Origin of the sequence: Actinomycetospora aurantiaca (assembly GCF_037401875.1) — a bacterium.
In the GTDB taxonomy this organism is placed as follows: domain Bacteria; phylum Actinomycetota; class Actinomycetes; order Mycobacteriales; family Pseudonocardiaceae; genus Actinomycetospora; species Actinomycetospora aurantiaca.
Genome location: NZ_JBBEGN010000022.1, coordinates 45,963 through 61,726, shown reverse-complemented (window position 1 = coordinate 61,726; position 15,764 = coordinate 45,963). Strand labels below are relative to the sequence as shown.

The window sequence follows — 15,764 nt, the reverse complement described above, 5'->3', positions numbered from 1 at the left end:
AGACATGTGACAGAATCGCTCCCGACCGTGAACGAGAACGTACACCGAAGGCAGGGCTCGCCGGCAGCCCTGGTCGCCTCGCTGTTCGGAGTCGCCGGTGTCGTCGCGCTGCCCGGACCCGCCCTGGTCGCGCTGCTCGGCGACCTCGGCACGGCCCCGGCCGCCGCGCGGCGCGCGCTGGCGCGGATGCGCGAGGCGGGCCAGCTCACCACCGTCCGGCGGGGCCGCGTGGTCGACCACCACCTCGCGGGCGCCTTCGGGGCCTCCGTCGTGCGGCTGCGGGACGACCGCGGGGCGGCGCCGCCGTGGGAGGGCGCGTTCCACACCCTGCTCCACCAGGTGCCCGAGTCGGCCCGCCCCTACCGCGACCGGCTCCGCCGGGCGGCCGTGCTCGTCGGGTACGGGTCCTGGCAGCCGGGGGTGCTGATCAGTCCCGTCGACCGGTCGGCCGCGCTGCGCGAGGTGCTCGCGGACGTGCCGCCGGACGCCGCCGTCGTCCTCGGCCGGCTCGTTCCCGACGCCGGGTCGGTGCCTTTGGACGTCAGCGGTGGCACACGGCTGCCACCGGACGTCAGCGGTGGCACACGGCTGCCGTCCGAGGAGGGGTCGGTGCCAGGTGCGAGTGGCGCCGTTCTCACGTCAGGCGTCAGCGATGGGCCATCGCTGACAGCCGGGATCCCCGTCGCCGCCGCCATGGCCCGCCGCGCGTGGGCGCTGGACGAGCTGGCCGACGACCTTCGACACCACCTCGCCCGGCTCACCGCCCTGGTCGACGAGCCGGTGCCCGCCGACGGCGCCGCCGCGTTGCGCCGGCTGTCCGAGGGGACCGGCCCGGTCTACGTCGATCTGCTGCGCGACCCGGGGCTGCCGGCGGAGCTGCTCCCCGCCGACTGGCCCGGCGGCGACCTGCGGGCCCTGCTCGGCCGGGTGGTGCAGGCGTACCTGCCGACCGTCGTCGCCCACGTGCACGCGCGCATCGAATCTGTCGAACGACCATGGACACGAGCGCCGCGACCCACTTAACGTGACGGGGCTGACACTCGACGTGGAGGAGTCCCCCCGTGAGCAGGCTGCGTTTCGGCACGTTCCTCGCCCCCTTCCACCGCGCCGGGGAGAACCCGACGCTCGCGCTGCAGCGCGACCTGGAGCTCGTCGAGCACCTGGACCGGCTCGGAGTGGACGAGGCCTGGATCGGCGAGCACCACTCGGCGGGCAGCGAGATCATCGCCTCGCCCGAGATCTTCATCGCCGCCGCGGCCGAGCGGACGAAGCGCATCAGGCTCGGCACCGGCGTGACCTCGGCCAGCTACCACAACCCGCTGTGGGTGGCCGACCGCATGGTCCTGCTCGACCACCTGACCCGCGGCCGCACCATGCTCGGCGTCGGGCCCGGCTCGCTGCCCACCGACTCCGCGATGATCGGGCTGAACCCGACCGACACCCGGGAATTGCTCGACGTCAACCTCGACATCATCATGCGGCTGCTCGCCGGCGAGGTGGTCACCGAGCAGACGAAGACGCACAACCTCGTCGAGGCGCGCCTGCAGCTGCGGCCCTACACCGAGCCGTGCTTCGACATCGCGGTCGCCGCGGTCGCGTCCCCGACCGGGCCGCGCATGGCCGGGCGGCACGGCGTGGGCCTGCTCTCCATCGGCGCGACCCTGAGCCAGGACGGGTTCGACGCCCTGGCCCACCACTGGGACGTCGTCAAGGAGCGCGCGGAGCACTACGGCCAGCCGGAGCCGGACCGCGAGAAGTGGCGTCTGGTCGGCCTCATGCACATCGCGGAGACCAAGGAGCAGGCCTACCGCGACGTCGAGTACGGCATCGAGTCGTGGTTCCGCTACTTCCAGAAGACGGCCGCGTTCCCGCAGATGGCGGTGGAGGGCGGCGACGTCAAGGAGATGATCGACTTCATCAACGAGGCCGGCATCGGCGCCATCGGCACCCCGGACGACGCCCGGGCCCAGGTCCAGCGCCTCGCCGACCAGTCCGGCGGGTTCGGCGCGATGCTGCTGCTCGGCCACGAGTGGGCCAACCCGGAGGCGACGAAGCGGTCCTGGGAGCTCATCGCCCAGAACGTCATGCCGCACTTCCAGGGCACGACGTGGGGCGGGGTCTCGCACGCCGAGTCCACGCAGGCGGCGAAGGAGCGGGCCGGGCTCAAGCGCGACGAGTACGCGGCCTCCCAGTTGACCGCCGTCGACCACATGACGCAGAAGTACGCCGACGAGGTGGCGGCGAAGGGCTGATCCGCGCCACGCTGCCCGCGTGGACCCCTTCGTCGACGCGCTCGAGGCACCCGGCGTCGAGCGGCGCGTCATGTTCGGCCGTGACGCGCTGCTCGTCGACCGGCACGTCTACGCGTTCCTCGACGGCGAGCGCCTCGCCCTGCGCCTCCCGCCCGCGGACGCCGCCGAGCTCCTCGCCACCGGGGACGGGCGGACGCCGATCATGGGGAAGCGGTCGATGGACGGCTGGGTCTCGGTCCCGCTCGAGGGCGACCGCACACCGTTGATCACGGCCGCCCGGGAGCACGTGCGGGCCCACTACGCCCCCTGACGATGTGGCACGGACGTCACCGCGGGCGGCCGTCCGCGGGATTAGGGTGGCTCCCCGTGCCCCGACGCCCCCGCGATCTCCCGTGAGCGTCACCGTCGTCGGCATCGGCGCCGACGGGTGGCCCGGCCTGGCCGCGCCGGCGCGCACGGCCTGCGAGAAGGCGGCCGTCGTCCTGGGCGCCCCGCGGCAGCTCGACCTGCTCCCCGGCACCGTCACCGCCCGCCGCGAGGAGTGGCCCGCACCCCTCATGCCGTCCCTGCCCGGCCTGCTCGACCGGCTCGGCGGCGACGAGCTGGTCGTCCTCGCCAGCGGCGATCCGATGTTCTTCGGCATCGGTACGAGCGTGCTGCGGCTGCGCCCCGACGCGGTCGTCGTCCCCCACCCGTCGTCGGTCGCCCTCGCGTGCGGGCGGCTGGGGTGGGCCGAGCAGGACGTGGTCGTGCTCTCGGCGGTCGGCCGCCCGCTCGAGGCGGTCCGCGCGGCGCTCGCCCCGCGCCGCCGGCTGCTCGTGCTCGCCGACTCCGGGGCCCTGCCCGGCCGGCTCGCGGCCCTGCTCGTCGGCGCCGGCTACGGCGGGTCCGCGCTCACCGTCCTGGGGTCGCTCGGGGCGGAGCACGAGTCCCGGGTCGAGGGGGTCGCCGCCACCTGGGACGCCCCCGAGGGCGACCCGCTCGCCGTCGTCGCGATCGACTGCCCCGCCCTTCCCGACGACGGGTGGCTCGGGCGCGCCCCCGGCCTCCCCGACGCGGCGTACGCGCACGACGGGCAGCTCACCAAGACCGAGATGCGCGCCCTGTCGGTGGCGGCCCTGCGCCCGCTGCCCGGCCAGCTGCTGTGGGACGTCGGCGGGGGAGCGGGCTCGATCGGCATCGAGTGGTGCCGGGCCGAGCCGACGGCACGGGGGATCGCGGTCGAGGCCCGCGACGACCGCGCCGCCCGCATCACCGCCAACGCCGCCGCCCTCGGGGTGCCGGGGCTGCGCGTGGTGCCGGGCAGCGCGCCGGAGGTGCTCGCGGGGCTCGAGGCGCCGGACGCGGTGTTCGTCGGGGGCGGGGTGTCGGCGCCCGGGATGCTCGAGGCCTGCCGGCGTGCGCTGCGCCCGGGCGGGCGGCTGGTTGCGAACGCGGTCACCGTCGAGGGTGAGGCCGCCCTCGCCGCCGCCCGCACCGAGTACGGCGGCGAGCTGCGCCGGGTCGCGGTGTCCCGGGGCCGGCCGGTCGGGCGGTACCTGGGGTGGAAGGCCCTGGCCCCCGTGACGCAGTGGGTGCTGCACGTGCGCGGCGGTGATGCCCGGTCGGCCCCCGACACCGGCGACGTCCCACCCCCGACCCCGCCCCCCTGGAGGCAACGGTGACCGTCCGCTTCGTCGGCGCCGGCCCGGGCGCCGCCGACCTGATCACGGTCCGCGGTCTGCGGGCCGTCGCCACCAGCCCGGTGTGCCTCTACGCCGGGTCGCTCGTGCCCGAGGACCTGCTCGCGCAGTGCCCGCCGCACGCCCGCCGGGTCGACACCGCGCGGATGACCCTCGACGAGATCGTCGCCGAGCTCGTGGCCGCCGACGCCGCCGGCCACGACGTCGCCCGACTGTGCTCCGGCGACCCCTCGGTCTTCTCCGCGGTCGCCGAGCAGACCCGCCGTCTCGACGAGGCCGGGATCGCCTGGGAGATCGTGCCCGGCGTCCCGGCCTTCGCCGCCGCGGCCGCCGCGCTGCGCGCCGAGCTGACCGTGCCCGGCGTCGGGCAGTCCGTCGTCCTGACCCGCGACGCCGCCAACGCCACCCCCATGCCCGACGGCGAGTCGCTCGACGTCTGGGCCGCCGCCGGCGGGACGCTCGTCCTGCACCTGGCCGTGCAGCGGTGCGCGGAGGTGGTGGCGACGCTGCGGGCGCACCGGCCCGCGGACGAGCCGGTCGCCGTCGTCGCCCGGGCCTCCCGCGACGACGAGCTCGTGCTGCGCGGGACCCTCGCCGACATCGCCGACCGGGTCGACGCCGCCGGGGTGAAGCGCACCGCGGTGATCATCGTCGGGCCGGTGGTGGGTACGGCCGCCGGTTGCGAGTCGCACCTCTACTCGGCGCAGCGCGTGCGTCCGTGAGCGAGTCCCCCGGATCCACGAACGGGCCGTTCGTCACGCAAGATCGTGATGAACGGCCCGTTCGTCGGTCACGGGGGACCCGCGTGCTCGTCCTCGGCGGCACCGCGGAGGCGCGGGAGCTCGCCGGCGTCCTGGCCGCCGACGGGCACGCGGTCACCACCTCGCTGGCCGGGCGCACCCGCGATCCGCGGCTGCCGGCGGGGGAGATGCGCACCGGGGGCTTCGGTGGGGTCGCCGGGCTGGGCCGGGCCCTCGCGCACGTCGACCTCCTCGTCGACGCCACGCACCCGTTCGCCGCCACGATGACCGCGCACGCCGCCGAGGCCGCCCGCAGCACCGGCACACCATTGCTGGTCCTGCGCCGCCCCGGGTGGGTCGAGCAGCCCGGCGACCGGTGGATCCGGGTCCCGACGACGGCGGCCGCGGCCGTCGCTCTCGGCGACGCGACCCGGGTCTTCCTCGCGATCGGACGGCAGGGCGTGCACCACTTCGCCGGGCTGGACGTCGTGGCGCTGGTCCGGGCCATCGAGCCGCCCGACGAGCTGCCGCCGGGCGCCCACCTGCTGCTGCACCGCGGCCCGTTCGCGCTCGACGACGAACGCGCGCTGCTCGCCGGGCACAACATCGACCTCGTCGTCGCGAAGGACTCCGGGGGCGCGACCGAGGCGAAGCTGGTCGCGGCGCGCGAGCGCGGCGTCCCCGTCGTGCTGGTGGACCGGCCCGCGCTGCCGGCCGGCGTGGCGGTCGGCGGGACGGTCGGCGACGCCGCGGCGTGGGTGCGGGAACACCCGGCCCGTCCCGGGGGTTGAGGCTGCTACCATAGTTGACGCTTCAACTTCCAGGAGGTCGTCATGCAGTTCGGGGTCTTCACCGTCGGCGACGTCACGCCCGACCCGACGACCGGCCGGGAGCCGACCGAGGCCGAGCGCATCCGGGCGATGGTGACGATCGCGCGGAAGGCCGAGGAGGTCGGCCTCGACGTCTTCGCCACCGGCGAGCACCACAACCCGCCGTTCGTGCCGTCGTCACCGACCACCCTGCTCGGCCACATCGCGGCGCTCACCGACCGGCTGGTCCTGTCCACGTCCACGACGCTGATCACGACCAACGACCCGGTCAAGATCGCCGAGGACTACGCGATGCTCCAGCACCTCGCGGAGGGACGCGTCGACCTCATGATGGGCCGCGGCAACACCGGCCCCGTCTATCCGTGGTTCGGCCAGGACATCCGCCAGGGCATCCCGCTGGCGATCGAGAACTACGCCCTGCTGCGACGGCTCTGGACCGAGGACGTCGTCGACTGGGAGGGCCGGTTCCGCACGCCGCTGCACGGGTTCACCTCGACCCCGCGCCCGCTCGACGGCGTCGCCCCCTTCGTGTGGCACGGCTCGATCCGCTCGCCCGAGATCGCCGAGCAGGCCGCGAACTACGGCGACGGGTTCTTCCACAACCACATCTTCTGGCCGGCCTCGCACACGCAGCAGATGGTCGCGTTCTACCGGCAGCGCTTCGAGCACTACGGGCACGGCTCCACCGACCAGGCGATCGTCGGGCTCGGCGGGCAGGTGTTCATGCGGAAGAACTCCCAGGACGCGGTGCGGGAGTTCCGCCCCTACTTCGACCGCGCGCCGGTCTACGGCGGCGGCCCGTCGCTGGAGGACTTCTCACGGCAGACCCCGCTGACCGTCGGGTCCCCGCAGGAGGTCATCGACCGCACGCTGGGCTTCCGCGACTACGTCGGGGACTACCAGCGCCAGCTGTTCCTCATCGACCACGCCGGGCTGCCCCTGACGACCGTCCTCGAGCAGCTGGACCTGCTCGGCGAGGAGGTCGTGCCGGTGCTGCGCCGGGAGTTCGCCGCGCTGAAGCCGGCCCACGTGCCGGACGCGCCGACCCACGCGTCGCTCGTCGCCGCGCGCGACGAGGCCCTGGTCTCGGCCTGACCGACGGTTCCCGACGGCGGGTGCGCGTCACCCGCCGTCGGACCGTGCGAGTGGCCCTATCGGCGTGCTGCCTGCTTCATGGTCAGGTGGCAGCGATGGACCATCGCTGACCGGCTCCAGGTCCCGCAGCGCCCCGGACGCGACGATCGCGACCAGCACCGCCACCCACACGGCGACCACGGAGAAGCCGGCCGCGACCGGTGAGCCCACCTCCGCGACCACCCCGGCGAGCCCGACCCCCGCCGGGGCGGCGACCTGCAGCAACGCGTTCTGCAGGCTCAGCACCCGCCCGCGGGTGGCCTCGGGGGTCCGCTCGGCCTGCAGCACGCCGAGGACCGCGCCCACGAGCGCGTTGCACACCCCGAGCAGCGCCGCCCCGGCGAGCACGACCCAGGCCGAGGCGAGCGTCGCGATCGTCGCCAGACCCGCCGTCGTCCCGACGAGGGCGGTGCCGACCCAGACCCGGCGCGGGACCCGGTGCCCGACCGCGGCGAAGACGCCGGTGCCCGCCAGCATCCCGGCCGCGAGCGCCGTCAGGACCAGGCCGAGCAGGTCCGGCCGGCCGACGGCCTCGAAGTACACCGGCAGGACGAGGCCCTGCAGGCCGCCGATGACGACGGCGAGCCCGAGCGTCAGCCCGACGGTCCCGGTCAGGAAGCGGCTGCGCCGCAGCACCCGGAAGCCGGCCGCCAGCTCGGAGCCGATCGACGGCCGCTCGGCGGGCCGGTCGTCGATCCGGCCGAGCCGGTGGGGGACGGCGAGCGTCAGCAGGGCCGCGGTCGCGGAGGTGGCCGCGGTGAGGAGCAGGACCGTCGTCCCGTCGAACACCGCGAGCAGCGCCCCGGCGGCCGCCGGGCCGATGATCAGCGCCATCGACGTCATGGACTGGCGCAGCCCGATCAGGCGCTCCATGCCGACCCCGGTGTGCCGGGCGAGCGCCGGGGCCAGCACCTGCCGGGCGGTCATGCCGGGGACGTCGCCGAACGCGCCGACGACGGCGAGCGCGATCAGCCAGGCGAGGTCCAGGCCGTGGACCAGCTCGACGACCGGGATCGCGACGACGGCGGCGGCGGAGACGACGTCGGAGACGACCGAGCAGGTCCGCCGGTTGACGCGGTCGAGCACCAGGCCTGCGCCGAGGCCGACGAGCAGCGCCGGACCGGCCGTCGCCACCGAGACCAGCCCGACGCTCGCCGGGCTCCCGGTGATCTGCAGGACGATCAGCGGGAGCGCGACCGCGGCGATGCCGTTGCCGAGCAGGCTGAGGAAGTGGGACGCGAGGAAGGCGAGCGCGGTGACGGGCACGGTCTCAGCCCCTCGGGCGCCGGCCCGGCCGCCGGTCGATCAGGAAGCGGCTGCGGAACGTGATGGCGCGTTCGGTGCCCGCGAGGGCGGTGAGGACGCCGACCACGACCAGCCCCGTGGGCGAGAGGTGGAACGGCATCGTGAACGTGCCGACCTGTGCGGCGATCGCGGGGCTGTGCGTGACCGCCTCGAGGCCGCGGCCGAGGGCCAGGAGGCCCCCCACCAGGATGACGACGACCGCGACGGCGCCGACTGCCCAGCTCGCCCGCGGGAAGCGCTGCGCGAGGCGGGCCCGGCGGCCCTCGAGCGAGCCCGGGTGCGGCGTCAGCAGGTGCTCCGCACCGCCGTCGGTGACGAGGTGGGCGCGCTTGACGCCGTACTGGCCGGCCGCGACCTCGACGACCCCGCCGGGGACGGGGAACGTCGCGGGGAGGTTCGCCCGGGCCACCTAGACGCCGTTGCGGTACAGCGAGGCCGGGCTGCGGCTCGTGGAGCCGTCGGCGCCGGGGCGCAGGTCGACCTCGAAGCGCCCGCCGTCGTGACCCGGGAGGTCGACCGCGAACACCGAGCGGGTGAACAGCTGCCAGAGACGGAAGGGCGGCAGCGGGGACCCGTCGCCGGGCCTGACCCGGGAGAGCTGCCAGCGACGCCGGTAGGTCGTGAACATGGTGTCCACGCTCGCCCGTGCCGTCGCGGCACCCTCCAGCCGGAGTGGCTCAGGTCACAGTTCCCTGGCGCAGGGCCTTCATCCGGCGCAGGACATCGAGCTGCGCGGCGTTGAACACCTCGTCGGACACCTGCTCGACGATGCGGCGGTAGCGCGCCGGGTTCGCGCCACCGAGCGAGCTCAGGCCCGGGAACCGCTCGCGCAGGACCTTCACGTCCTCGTTCATCCGCCGGGCCAGCTCCTGCCGGCTCGCGTCGTCGGCGTCGTCGGTGAGGGCGTCGAAGTCGTCGTCGGTCGGGGTGCGGGCGTCGTCGCTCATCAGCTCGGCGTAGAGCACGCGCTCGTCGTCGGAGAGCAGGCGGCCCATCACGGAGGCGAACTGGCGCTCGTGCTCGGGGAGGGGCCGGTCGGCGACGCGGGCGAACTCCGGAGGCAGGTCGGTGGGGACGCGCTCCGCGAGCATCTCGGCGACCTCCGCGCGGACCTGCTGCAGGCGCTCGATCTGGCCGGCGAGGTCGGCGTCGAGCGCACGCAGCGCCTCGTCGGGGTGCTCGTCGCCCTCGCCGAGCTCGGCGATCTGGGCGAGCCCGAAGCCGAGGTCGACGAGACGCTTGATGCGCAGCAGCCGGATCAGGTGCCGCATGCCGTACTGCTTGTAGCCGTTGGACCGTCGGTCGGGCTCGGGCAGCAGCCCGACCTGGTGGTAGTGACGGACGCTGCGCAGGCTCGTGCCCGCCAGGTCGGCGATCTCCCGGGTGCTCCAGGTCATCGGCTTCCTCGTCGGGCGGCCACCCGGGCGGGGGTGACCAGTCGGTTGGTGGTCCGGCGGAACGCCCAGAAGACCACGATCGCCACCAACGCCGTCAAGGGGACGCCGAGTACCACCCGGGCGACCGCGAGGCCCTCGGTCGAGTCGACCCACCAGAGCCACCCGGAGACGGCGCTGCGGGCGGCGAACATCCCCGCCGTCGCGATCGTCGCGACCAGGTGCGCCCGCCGGGAGGGGCGGTCGTCGCGCCACGCGTGCCCGCCGCCGTGGATCGCGTTCCAGGCCAGTCCGGTGAGCGGGCGCCGGACGACGAGCGAGACGACGGTGCCGACGAGGGCGAGGGTCGACGCGACGATGCCGACGAGGAAGTAGTTCGACGCCGAGCCGGTCCACAGCGCGATGCCGACCGCCACCGCGACCCCCAGCACCCCGCCCAGCGCGGTCGACAGCGGCTCGCCGCGCAGCTTCCGCACCACCCCGAGCACCACGGCGACGGCGAGCGCGACGCCGGCCGTCACGGGGAGGGTCGTGACGTTCGACAGCAGGGCGAAGACGACCTGCGGGACGCCGGTGCCGATCAGGCCCCACACGCCGCCGAGCCGGTCCAGCAGGGTCAGGCGGGTCTCCTCGTCGGCCGGCGGGGTCGGCAGGGGCACCGTCGGGCTCTGCGCGACGTGGTCGACGGGGTGCGGGTAGCCGCAGCGGGCGGGTCGCATGAGGGGTCCTCTCGGCGGTGCGGGCCCGGTGGACCCGTGAGTCGCCGGTGAGGAGACGCCATGACGCGGCGGCACACTCAAGTCCCGGGCTCCCGCGTCTGCGTGCCGCACACGGCTGCGAGAGAGGAGTCCGGGCGCGACGGGCGTTGTGCGCCGCACACGGCCGCGGGAGACGACTCCGGGCGAGCGGGCCGTTGCGTGGCACACGGCCGGCCGGTGAAGGCGAGCCCCCCGTTGCGCGGCGCAACGGTGCTGCGGGGGCGGTCGGCTCGGCTGGGTCGTGTGTAGCGCGCAACGGTGCTGCGGGGGCGGTCGGCTCGGCTGGGTCGTGTGTGGCGCGCAACGGTGCTGCGGGGGCGGTCGGCTCGGCTCGGCCGTGTGCGTGATGCACACCCACGCCCGTCCACCTCAGGACCCGGGTCGGGGCCCCTCGAGCCCGCCCAGCGCCAGGTAGGCGGCGACCGCGGCCTCCACCAGGTCCTCCCGTGCCGCCGGGTCCTCGTCGATCCGCTCCGCGAAGCGCCGCACGATCCCGGTGATCGCCTCGGACACGTGCTCCGGGGCCATCACCGGCGCCGCCCGTCCGGCCGCGCTCAGGCGGGCGAGGAACCGGGCGTTGCGGCGGTGCACCCGGTCGAGGAGCTCGTCCTGCACCGAGGAGTACGCCGGGTCCGTCCGGGCCAGCTGCGCGAGGACCTCGAGGACCCTGCGGTGCCGGACGGTCAGGTCCAGGTAGCCGGTCACCGCCCTCCGGGCGATCGTCACCGGGTCGTCGGTGTCCCGGACCTCCTGCGCGGCCAGCACGTCGTCGCGGACCCGTGCCACCAGCGCCGCGACCACCTCGGCCTTCCCGCCGGGGAAGTGGGCGTAGACGGTCGGACGGGTGACGCCGGCGGCGCTGGCCAGCTCGCCGATCGACGCCGCGTCCACGCCGCGTCGCGAGAGCACCTCCTGCGCCCCGGTGAGGATCGCCTCCCGTGTGCTCACCGGGTGTCCACCACGGCCCGCCGCGGCGGCAGCGGCCCGTCGGCGGCCGCGAGGGCGGCGAGCACGACCGCGGCGGTGTCGGCGGGGTCGATCACGTCGTCGATCTCGAACACCTCGGCGGCCGAGAGCGCCTTGCCCTGCTCGTAGAGCGCGGCCACGAGCTCGTCGTAGCGTGCCCGGCGCGACCTGTCGTCGGGAAGGGCCGCGAGCTCCTTGGCGTACCCGAGCCGGACCGCACCCTCCAGCCCCATCCCGCCGAACTCGCCGCTGGGCCAGGCCACCGTCGTCACCGGGACCCGCATCGACCCGCCGGCCATCGCCATCGCCCCGAGCCCGTAGGCCTTGCGCAGCACCACGCACACCACCGGCACCCGCAGGTTCGCCCCGGCGACGAACATCCGGGAGAAGCGCCGGACGGTCGCGGTCGCCTCGGCGTCCGGGCCGACCATGAAGCCGGGGGTGTCGCACAGCGAGACCACCGGGACGCCGCGGAAGTCGCAGAGCTGCAGGAACCGGGCCGCCTTCTCCGCGGCGTCGGCGTCGATCGCCCCGCCGAGGTGGCTCGGGTCGTTGGCCAGCACCCCGACCGCGCGGCCGTCGAGGCGCGCGAACGCCGTCACGACCCCGACGCCGTACTCCGGCCGCAGCTCCAGGACCGAGCCCTCGTCGGCCAGCCCGGTGAGCGCGGCGCGGACGTCGTAGACCCGCAGCCGGTTCTCCGGCACCACGTGGCGCAGGAGCCGCGGGTCGGGGCGCTCGCCGGGCACGGGCCGGTCCAGCGCGAGGTAGCGCCGGGCGACGTCGACGGCGGCCGCCTCGTCGTCCACCAGCACGTCCACGACCCCGTTGGGCACCTGGACGGAGGTCGGTCCGACGTCGTGCGGGTCCACCTCGCCCAGCCCCCCGCCGGCGATCATCGCGGGACCGCCCATGCCCAGGTTCGCGCCCTCGACGGCGACGACGAGATCCGCGCACCCCGCGAGCGCGGCATTGCCCGCGAAGCAGTAGCCGGCGACCACGGCCACCGTCGGGACCCGCCCGGAGAGCCGCGCGAACAGGGCGAACGTGGGGACGTCGAGCTGGGCGACGGCGATCGTGTCGGTCTCGCCCGGGCGTCCGCCGCCGCCCTCGGCGAACAGGACGACCGGCAGGTCGTGCTCGAGCGCCAGCTCCAGGGCGCGGTCGGTCTTGGCGTGCGAGAGGACGCCCTGGGTGCCGGCGAGGACGGTGTAGTCGTAGGCGAGCACCACGACCCGCCGCCCGTCGACGGCGCCGATCCCGGTGACGATGCCGTCGGCCGGCGTCCTCTCCCGCAGCTCGGCGAGCGACCGCCGGGCCCGCTGCGCCGCGACCGCGAAGGCGCCGTACTCGACGAAGGTCCCCGCGTCGCAGAGGTCGTCGACGTTCTCCCGGGCCGTCCTCCGGCCCTGGTCCCGACGGCGGGTGACGGCGGTCGGGCGGGCCTCGTCGGTGGTGAGGCGGCGCCGGTCGCCGACCTCGGCGAGGTCGGGGCGGACGTGATCGGGGTCGAACGTCGCGTCGACGGCCTCGCTGTTCGTGGCGTCGCCCGGCTCGAGGGCCGCGAGCACGTCGCCCTCGGCCACGACGTCCCCGACCGCGACCGCCACCTCGAGCACCGTCCCGGCCGTCGGGGCCGCCACGACGTGCTCCATCTTCATCGCCTCGAGCACGACGACGGGGGCACCCGCAGCGACCGCGGTGCCGGGCGCTGCCTCCACCGCGACGACCGTCCCGGCCGTACTCGCGCGCAGGGCCTCGCCCCTCTCCTCCGGCGTGAGGGGAACCCTCACGAGGTCGGGGCCGGCCGATCCTCCCCTCACGAGCTCCGGGAGCAGCCGCTCGACGAGTCCGGTGTCGGGCGTGAGCACCTCCGGGCGGCCGAGGAGCGCCCGCAGGACCGGGATCGTCGTCGGGACCCCGTCGACGTCGAAGGCGCCGAGCGCCCGCTCGAGGTGGGCGAGCGCCGCGCCGAGATCGGTGTCGTGGACGACCACCTTGGCGAGCAGCGAGTCGTAGCGCGGGTCGACCGTGAGCCCGGCCGTCCCGTGCGTGTCCACCCGCAGCCCCCGTCCCGACGGCGGGGTGAAGCGCGTCAGCGTGCCGGCGCCCGCCCGCACCGACGCGTCCGGGCCGAGCGTCTCGGCGTTCACCCGGGCCTGGACGGCCACACCGCGGGGGATCGTCGGCAGGGCCAGGTCGGCCAGCCGGGCGCCGTCGGCGACGCGCAGGGACGCCGCCACCAGGTCGACCCCGAGCACCTCCTCCGTCACCGTGTGCTCCACCTGCAACCGCGGGTTGACCTCGAGGAACGCGATCTGTGCGCCCGCGACGAGGAACTCGACGGTCGCGAGGCCGCGCAGTCCGGCACCGAGATCGCGGGCGTGGCCGTGGAGCCGGGCCCGGACGTCGTCGGGGAGGTCCGGCGCCGGGGCGATCTCGACCATCTTCTGGTGACGCCGCTGCAGGCTGCAGTCGCGGTCGGCGAGGACGACGACGTCGTGGCCGTCGCCGAGCAGCTGCACCTCGACGTGCCGCGCGCCCTCCAGGTACCGCTCCACGAACACGCGGTCGTCGCCGAACGCGGCCCGGGCCTCCGCCGAGGCCGCACGCCGGGCCTCGTCGAGGTCCGTCCGATCCCGGACGACCCGCATGCCCCGCCCGCCGCCGCCGGCCACGGCCTTCACGACGACCGGGGTGCTGCCGTCGTCGTCGAGGACCGGCACGCCGAGCTCCGCGGCCCGGGCGCGCGCGAGTCCCTTGTCGCCGAAGAGCTCGAGGGTCTCCGGTGCCGGCCCGACGAACGTGAGGCCCGCGTCCGCGCAGGCTCGTGCCAGTACCGGGTTCTCGGAGAGGAAGCCGTAGCCGGGGTGCACCGCGTCCGCGCCGGCCTCCTTCGCGGCCGCGACGACCGCCTCGACGTCGAGGTAGGCGGCCGGGCCGGTGCCGGGGAGCACCTGCGGTGCCAGCAATGGGTCACTGCTGGCGTTGAGTGACAGAGAATCCGCATCGTCGGCCGCCCCGACGTGCACCGCCTCGAGCCCGAGGGTGGCGACGGCGTCGGCGATCCGCACCGCGATCTCGCCGCGGTTGGCGATCAAGACCCGGCGCACGTCAGCCGTGCCTCGTGACGCGGATGCCGGCGGCCTCGCGGTCCCAGGTCGCCGGCCCCACCCCGGCGTCGCGCAGGAGGTTCTTCTGCACCTTGTGCGTGGGGGTCTTCGGCAGGGCGTCCGCGACCTCGACGTAGCGCGGGACCATGAAGTACGGCAGGCGGTCGACGAGGAAGGCGATCAGCTCGGCCGGGTCGACCGTCGCGTCCGGCTGTGGCACCACGACGACCTTGATCTCGTCCTCGGTCAGCGCCGAGGGCACCGCGACCACCGCGCTCTCGTAGATCGCCGGGTGCTCGTTGACGGTGCGCTCGACCTCGAAGCTGGAGATGTTCTCGCCCCGGCGGCGCAGCGCGTCCTTCATGCGGTCGCAGAAGAAGAAGCGGCCGGCGTCGTCGGTGCGGAACGCGTCGCCGGTGTGCAGCCAGCCGTCGCGGACCACGCGGGCGGTCTCCTCCGGGCGGCCGTGGTACCCGGCCATGACGGTGTGCGGCACCTGCGGGCGGACGAGCAGCTCGCCGATCTCGCCCGCCCCGACGTCGCGCCCGTCGACGTCGACCAGCCGCAGGTCGTAGCCCTCGCGCGGGAACCCGGCCTCGCCGCCGACCACGGTCTCCGGCGGTCCGTCGAGCACGGCCCCGATCTCGCTCATGCCGTACACGGCGGCGAGGTCGACGCCGAACCGCTGGCGGAAGGTGCCGACGTCGCTCGCGAGCGGGGCCATGATCGCGAGCTCGAGCGGGTTGTCCGCGTCGTCGGGCGCCGGGGCGCGCTGGGCGAGCAGCTCGGCCATCGCCCCCAGCAGCACCGTCACCGTGATGCCGTGCTCGCGCACCGTCGGCCAGAACCCGGTGACGGAGAAGCCGGGCTCGAGCACGCACGGGATCGCGTGGATCAGCGACTGGTAGACGCCGTACCACTGCCCGGCGAGGTGGAAGACCGGCAGCGTCACCAGCGCCCGGTCGCCGCGGTGCGGCCGTTCCTGGTGCTCGCGGCTGGCGTAGGTGTAGGCGTGCGCGTGGGGGATCAGCACGCCCTTGGACAGCCCCGTCGTGCCCGAGGTGTACATGATCGCGTGCAGGTCGCCGGGACCGCGGCGGACGGGGCTCGCGGGGGCGTCGAGGTCGTCCAGGGACACCACCCGGAACCGGCCGGGCGGCAGGGCGTCCTCGGGGACGGGACCCCGCACGACGACCGTCCGCAGCGCCGGGACCTCGTCGGCGACCCGGGCGAGCCGGTCCAGGTAGTGCGCCTCGACGACGAGGGTGTCCGCGCCGCAGTCGCGCAGGACGTGGGCGAGGAACGCCCCCTTGTAGGCGGTGTTCACCGGCACCTCGACGCCGCCCGTGAGCACCACCCCGAGCCAGACGTGGACCGCGTCCAGCGAGTTGTCCAGCAGCAGGGCGACCGGCCGGTCCGCCCGCACCCCGAGCCCACCGGCCAGGCGGAGCGACCGCTCGTACGCCTCGGCGAGCGTCCATGTGCCGTCACGGTCGGTCTGGGTGACCGCGTCCCCGCCGTCGAGCGCCCGCTCGACGGCGGCCAGCAAGGTCCGGTCCTCGAGATCGGGCAGGCCCACGGTGATTCCCT

15 protein-coding genes are annotated in these 15,764 nt (G+C 75.3%); 7 read left to right on the top strand and 8 right to left on the bottom strand.

Annotated elements, in window-relative coordinates; genetic code table 11:
* Positions 1–27 precede the first annotated feature (27 nt).
* The 7 genes from WCD74_RS26925 to WCD74_RS26895 all read left to right on the top strand — a co-directional run bounded on the left by WCD74_RS26925 (position 28) and on the right by WCD74_RS26895 (position 6,599).
* Positions 28–1,023: a PaaX family transcriptional regulator C-terminal domain-containing protein gene (locus WCD74_RS26925; RefSeq protein WP_337697989.1), complete on the top strand. Its 996-nt coding sequence runs from the start codon at positions 28–30 to the stop codon at positions 1,021–1,023.
* Between the two features lie 38 nt (positions 1,024–1,061).
* Entirely contained in the window at positions 1,062–2,252 is a 1,191-nt protein-coding gene (locus tag WCD74_RS26920) for an LLM class flavin-dependent oxidoreductase (protein ID WP_337697988.1), read from the top strand.
* A 19-nt stretch (positions 2,253–2,271) separates the two neighbouring features.
* Positions 2,272–2,562 (top strand): TfoX/Sxy family protein, encoded by a 291-nt coding sequence (locus tag WCD74_RS26915; RefSeq protein ID WP_337697987.1) that lies wholly within the window; start codon positions 2,272–2,274, stop codon positions 2,560–2,562.
* 82 nt (positions 2,563–2,644) lie between these two features.
* Positions 2,645–3,916, top strand: a complete 1,272-nt coding sequence (cbiE, locus tag WCD74_RS26910) for a precorrin-6y C5,15-methyltransferase (decarboxylating) subunit CbiE (RefSeq protein ID WP_337697986.1) — start codon at positions 2,645–2,647, stop codon at positions 3,914–3,916.
* Positions 3,913–4,656 carry a precorrin-4 C(11)-methyltransferase gene (gene cobM / locus WCD74_RS26905; protein ID WP_337697985.1) on the top strand — a complete coding sequence of 248 codons (744 nt, stop codon included), beginning with the start codon at positions 3,913–3,915 and terminating at the stop codon, positions 4,654–4,656. Before cbiE ends, cobM begins: the two co-directional genes overlap by 4 nt.
* Positions 4,657–4,739: 83 nt before the next feature.
* Positions 4,740–5,465, top strand: coding sequence for a cobalt-precorrin-6A reductase (locus WCD74_RS26900; RefSeq protein WP_337697984.1), 726 nt, complete (start codon positions 4,740–4,742; stop codon positions 5,463–5,465).
* A gap of 42 nt (positions 5,466–5,507) precedes the next feature.
* Complete coding sequence (locus WCD74_RS26895; RefSeq protein ID WP_337697983.1) at positions 5,508–6,599, top strand: LLM class flavin-dependent oxidoreductase; 1,092 nt, start codon at positions 5,508–5,510, stop codon at positions 6,597–6,599.
* Between the two features lie 27 nt (positions 6,600–6,626).
* Here the strand turns inward: WCD74_RS26895 and WCD74_RS26890 are convergent, their stop codons facing one another.
* From WCD74_RS26890 to WCD74_RS26855, 8 genes are all read right to left on the bottom strand, one after another.
* The gene (locus WCD74_RS26890) at positions 6,627–7,904 is read right to left on the bottom strand and encodes an MFS transporter (protein ID WP_337697982.1); all 1,278 of its coding nucleotides are present in this window, start codon (positions 7,902–7,904) and stop codon (positions 6,627–6,629) included.
* 4 nt (positions 7,905–7,908) lie between these two features.
* Positions 7,909–8,352, bottom strand: coding sequence for a hypothetical protein (locus tag WCD74_RS26885; protein ID WP_337697981.1), 444 nt, complete (start codon positions 8,350–8,352; stop codon positions 7,909–7,911).
* Positions 8,353–8,571, bottom strand: coding sequence for a hypothetical protein (locus tag WCD74_RS26880; RefSeq protein ID WP_337697980.1), 219 nt, complete (start codon positions 8,569–8,571; stop codon positions 8,353–8,355).
* A 49-nt stretch (positions 8,572–8,620) separates the two neighbouring features.
* Positions 8,621–9,340 (bottom strand): helix-turn-helix domain-containing protein, encoded by a 720-nt coding sequence (locus WCD74_RS26875; protein ID WP_337697979.1) that lies wholly within the window; start codon positions 9,338–9,340, stop codon positions 8,621–8,623.
* Positions 9,337–10,056, bottom strand: coding sequence for a DUF3159 domain-containing protein (locus WCD74_RS26870; protein ID WP_337697978.1), 720 nt, complete (start codon positions 10,054–10,056; stop codon positions 9,337–9,339). The genes WCD74_RS26875 and WCD74_RS26870 overlap by 4 nt, the downstream gene beginning before the upstream one ends.
* Before the next feature lie 408 nt (positions 10,057–10,464).
* Positions 10,465–11,043, bottom strand: coding sequence for a TetR/AcrR family transcriptional regulator (locus WCD74_RS26865; protein WP_337697977.1), 579 nt, complete (start codon positions 11,041–11,043; stop codon positions 10,465–10,467).
* Positions 11,040–14,174, bottom strand: coding sequence for an acetyl-CoA carboxylase family protein (locus WCD74_RS26860; RefSeq protein WP_337697976.1), 3,135 nt, complete (start codon positions 14,172–14,174; stop codon positions 11,040–11,042). The genes WCD74_RS26865 and WCD74_RS26860 overlap by 4 nt, the downstream gene beginning before the upstream one ends.
* A gap of 1 nt (position 14,175) precedes the next feature.
* Positions 14,176–15,753, bottom strand: coding sequence for an AMP-binding protein (locus WCD74_RS26855; protein ID WP_337697975.1), 1,578 nt, complete (start codon positions 15,751–15,753; stop codon positions 14,176–14,178).
* Between the last annotated feature and the right edge of the window lie 11 nt (positions 15,754–15,764).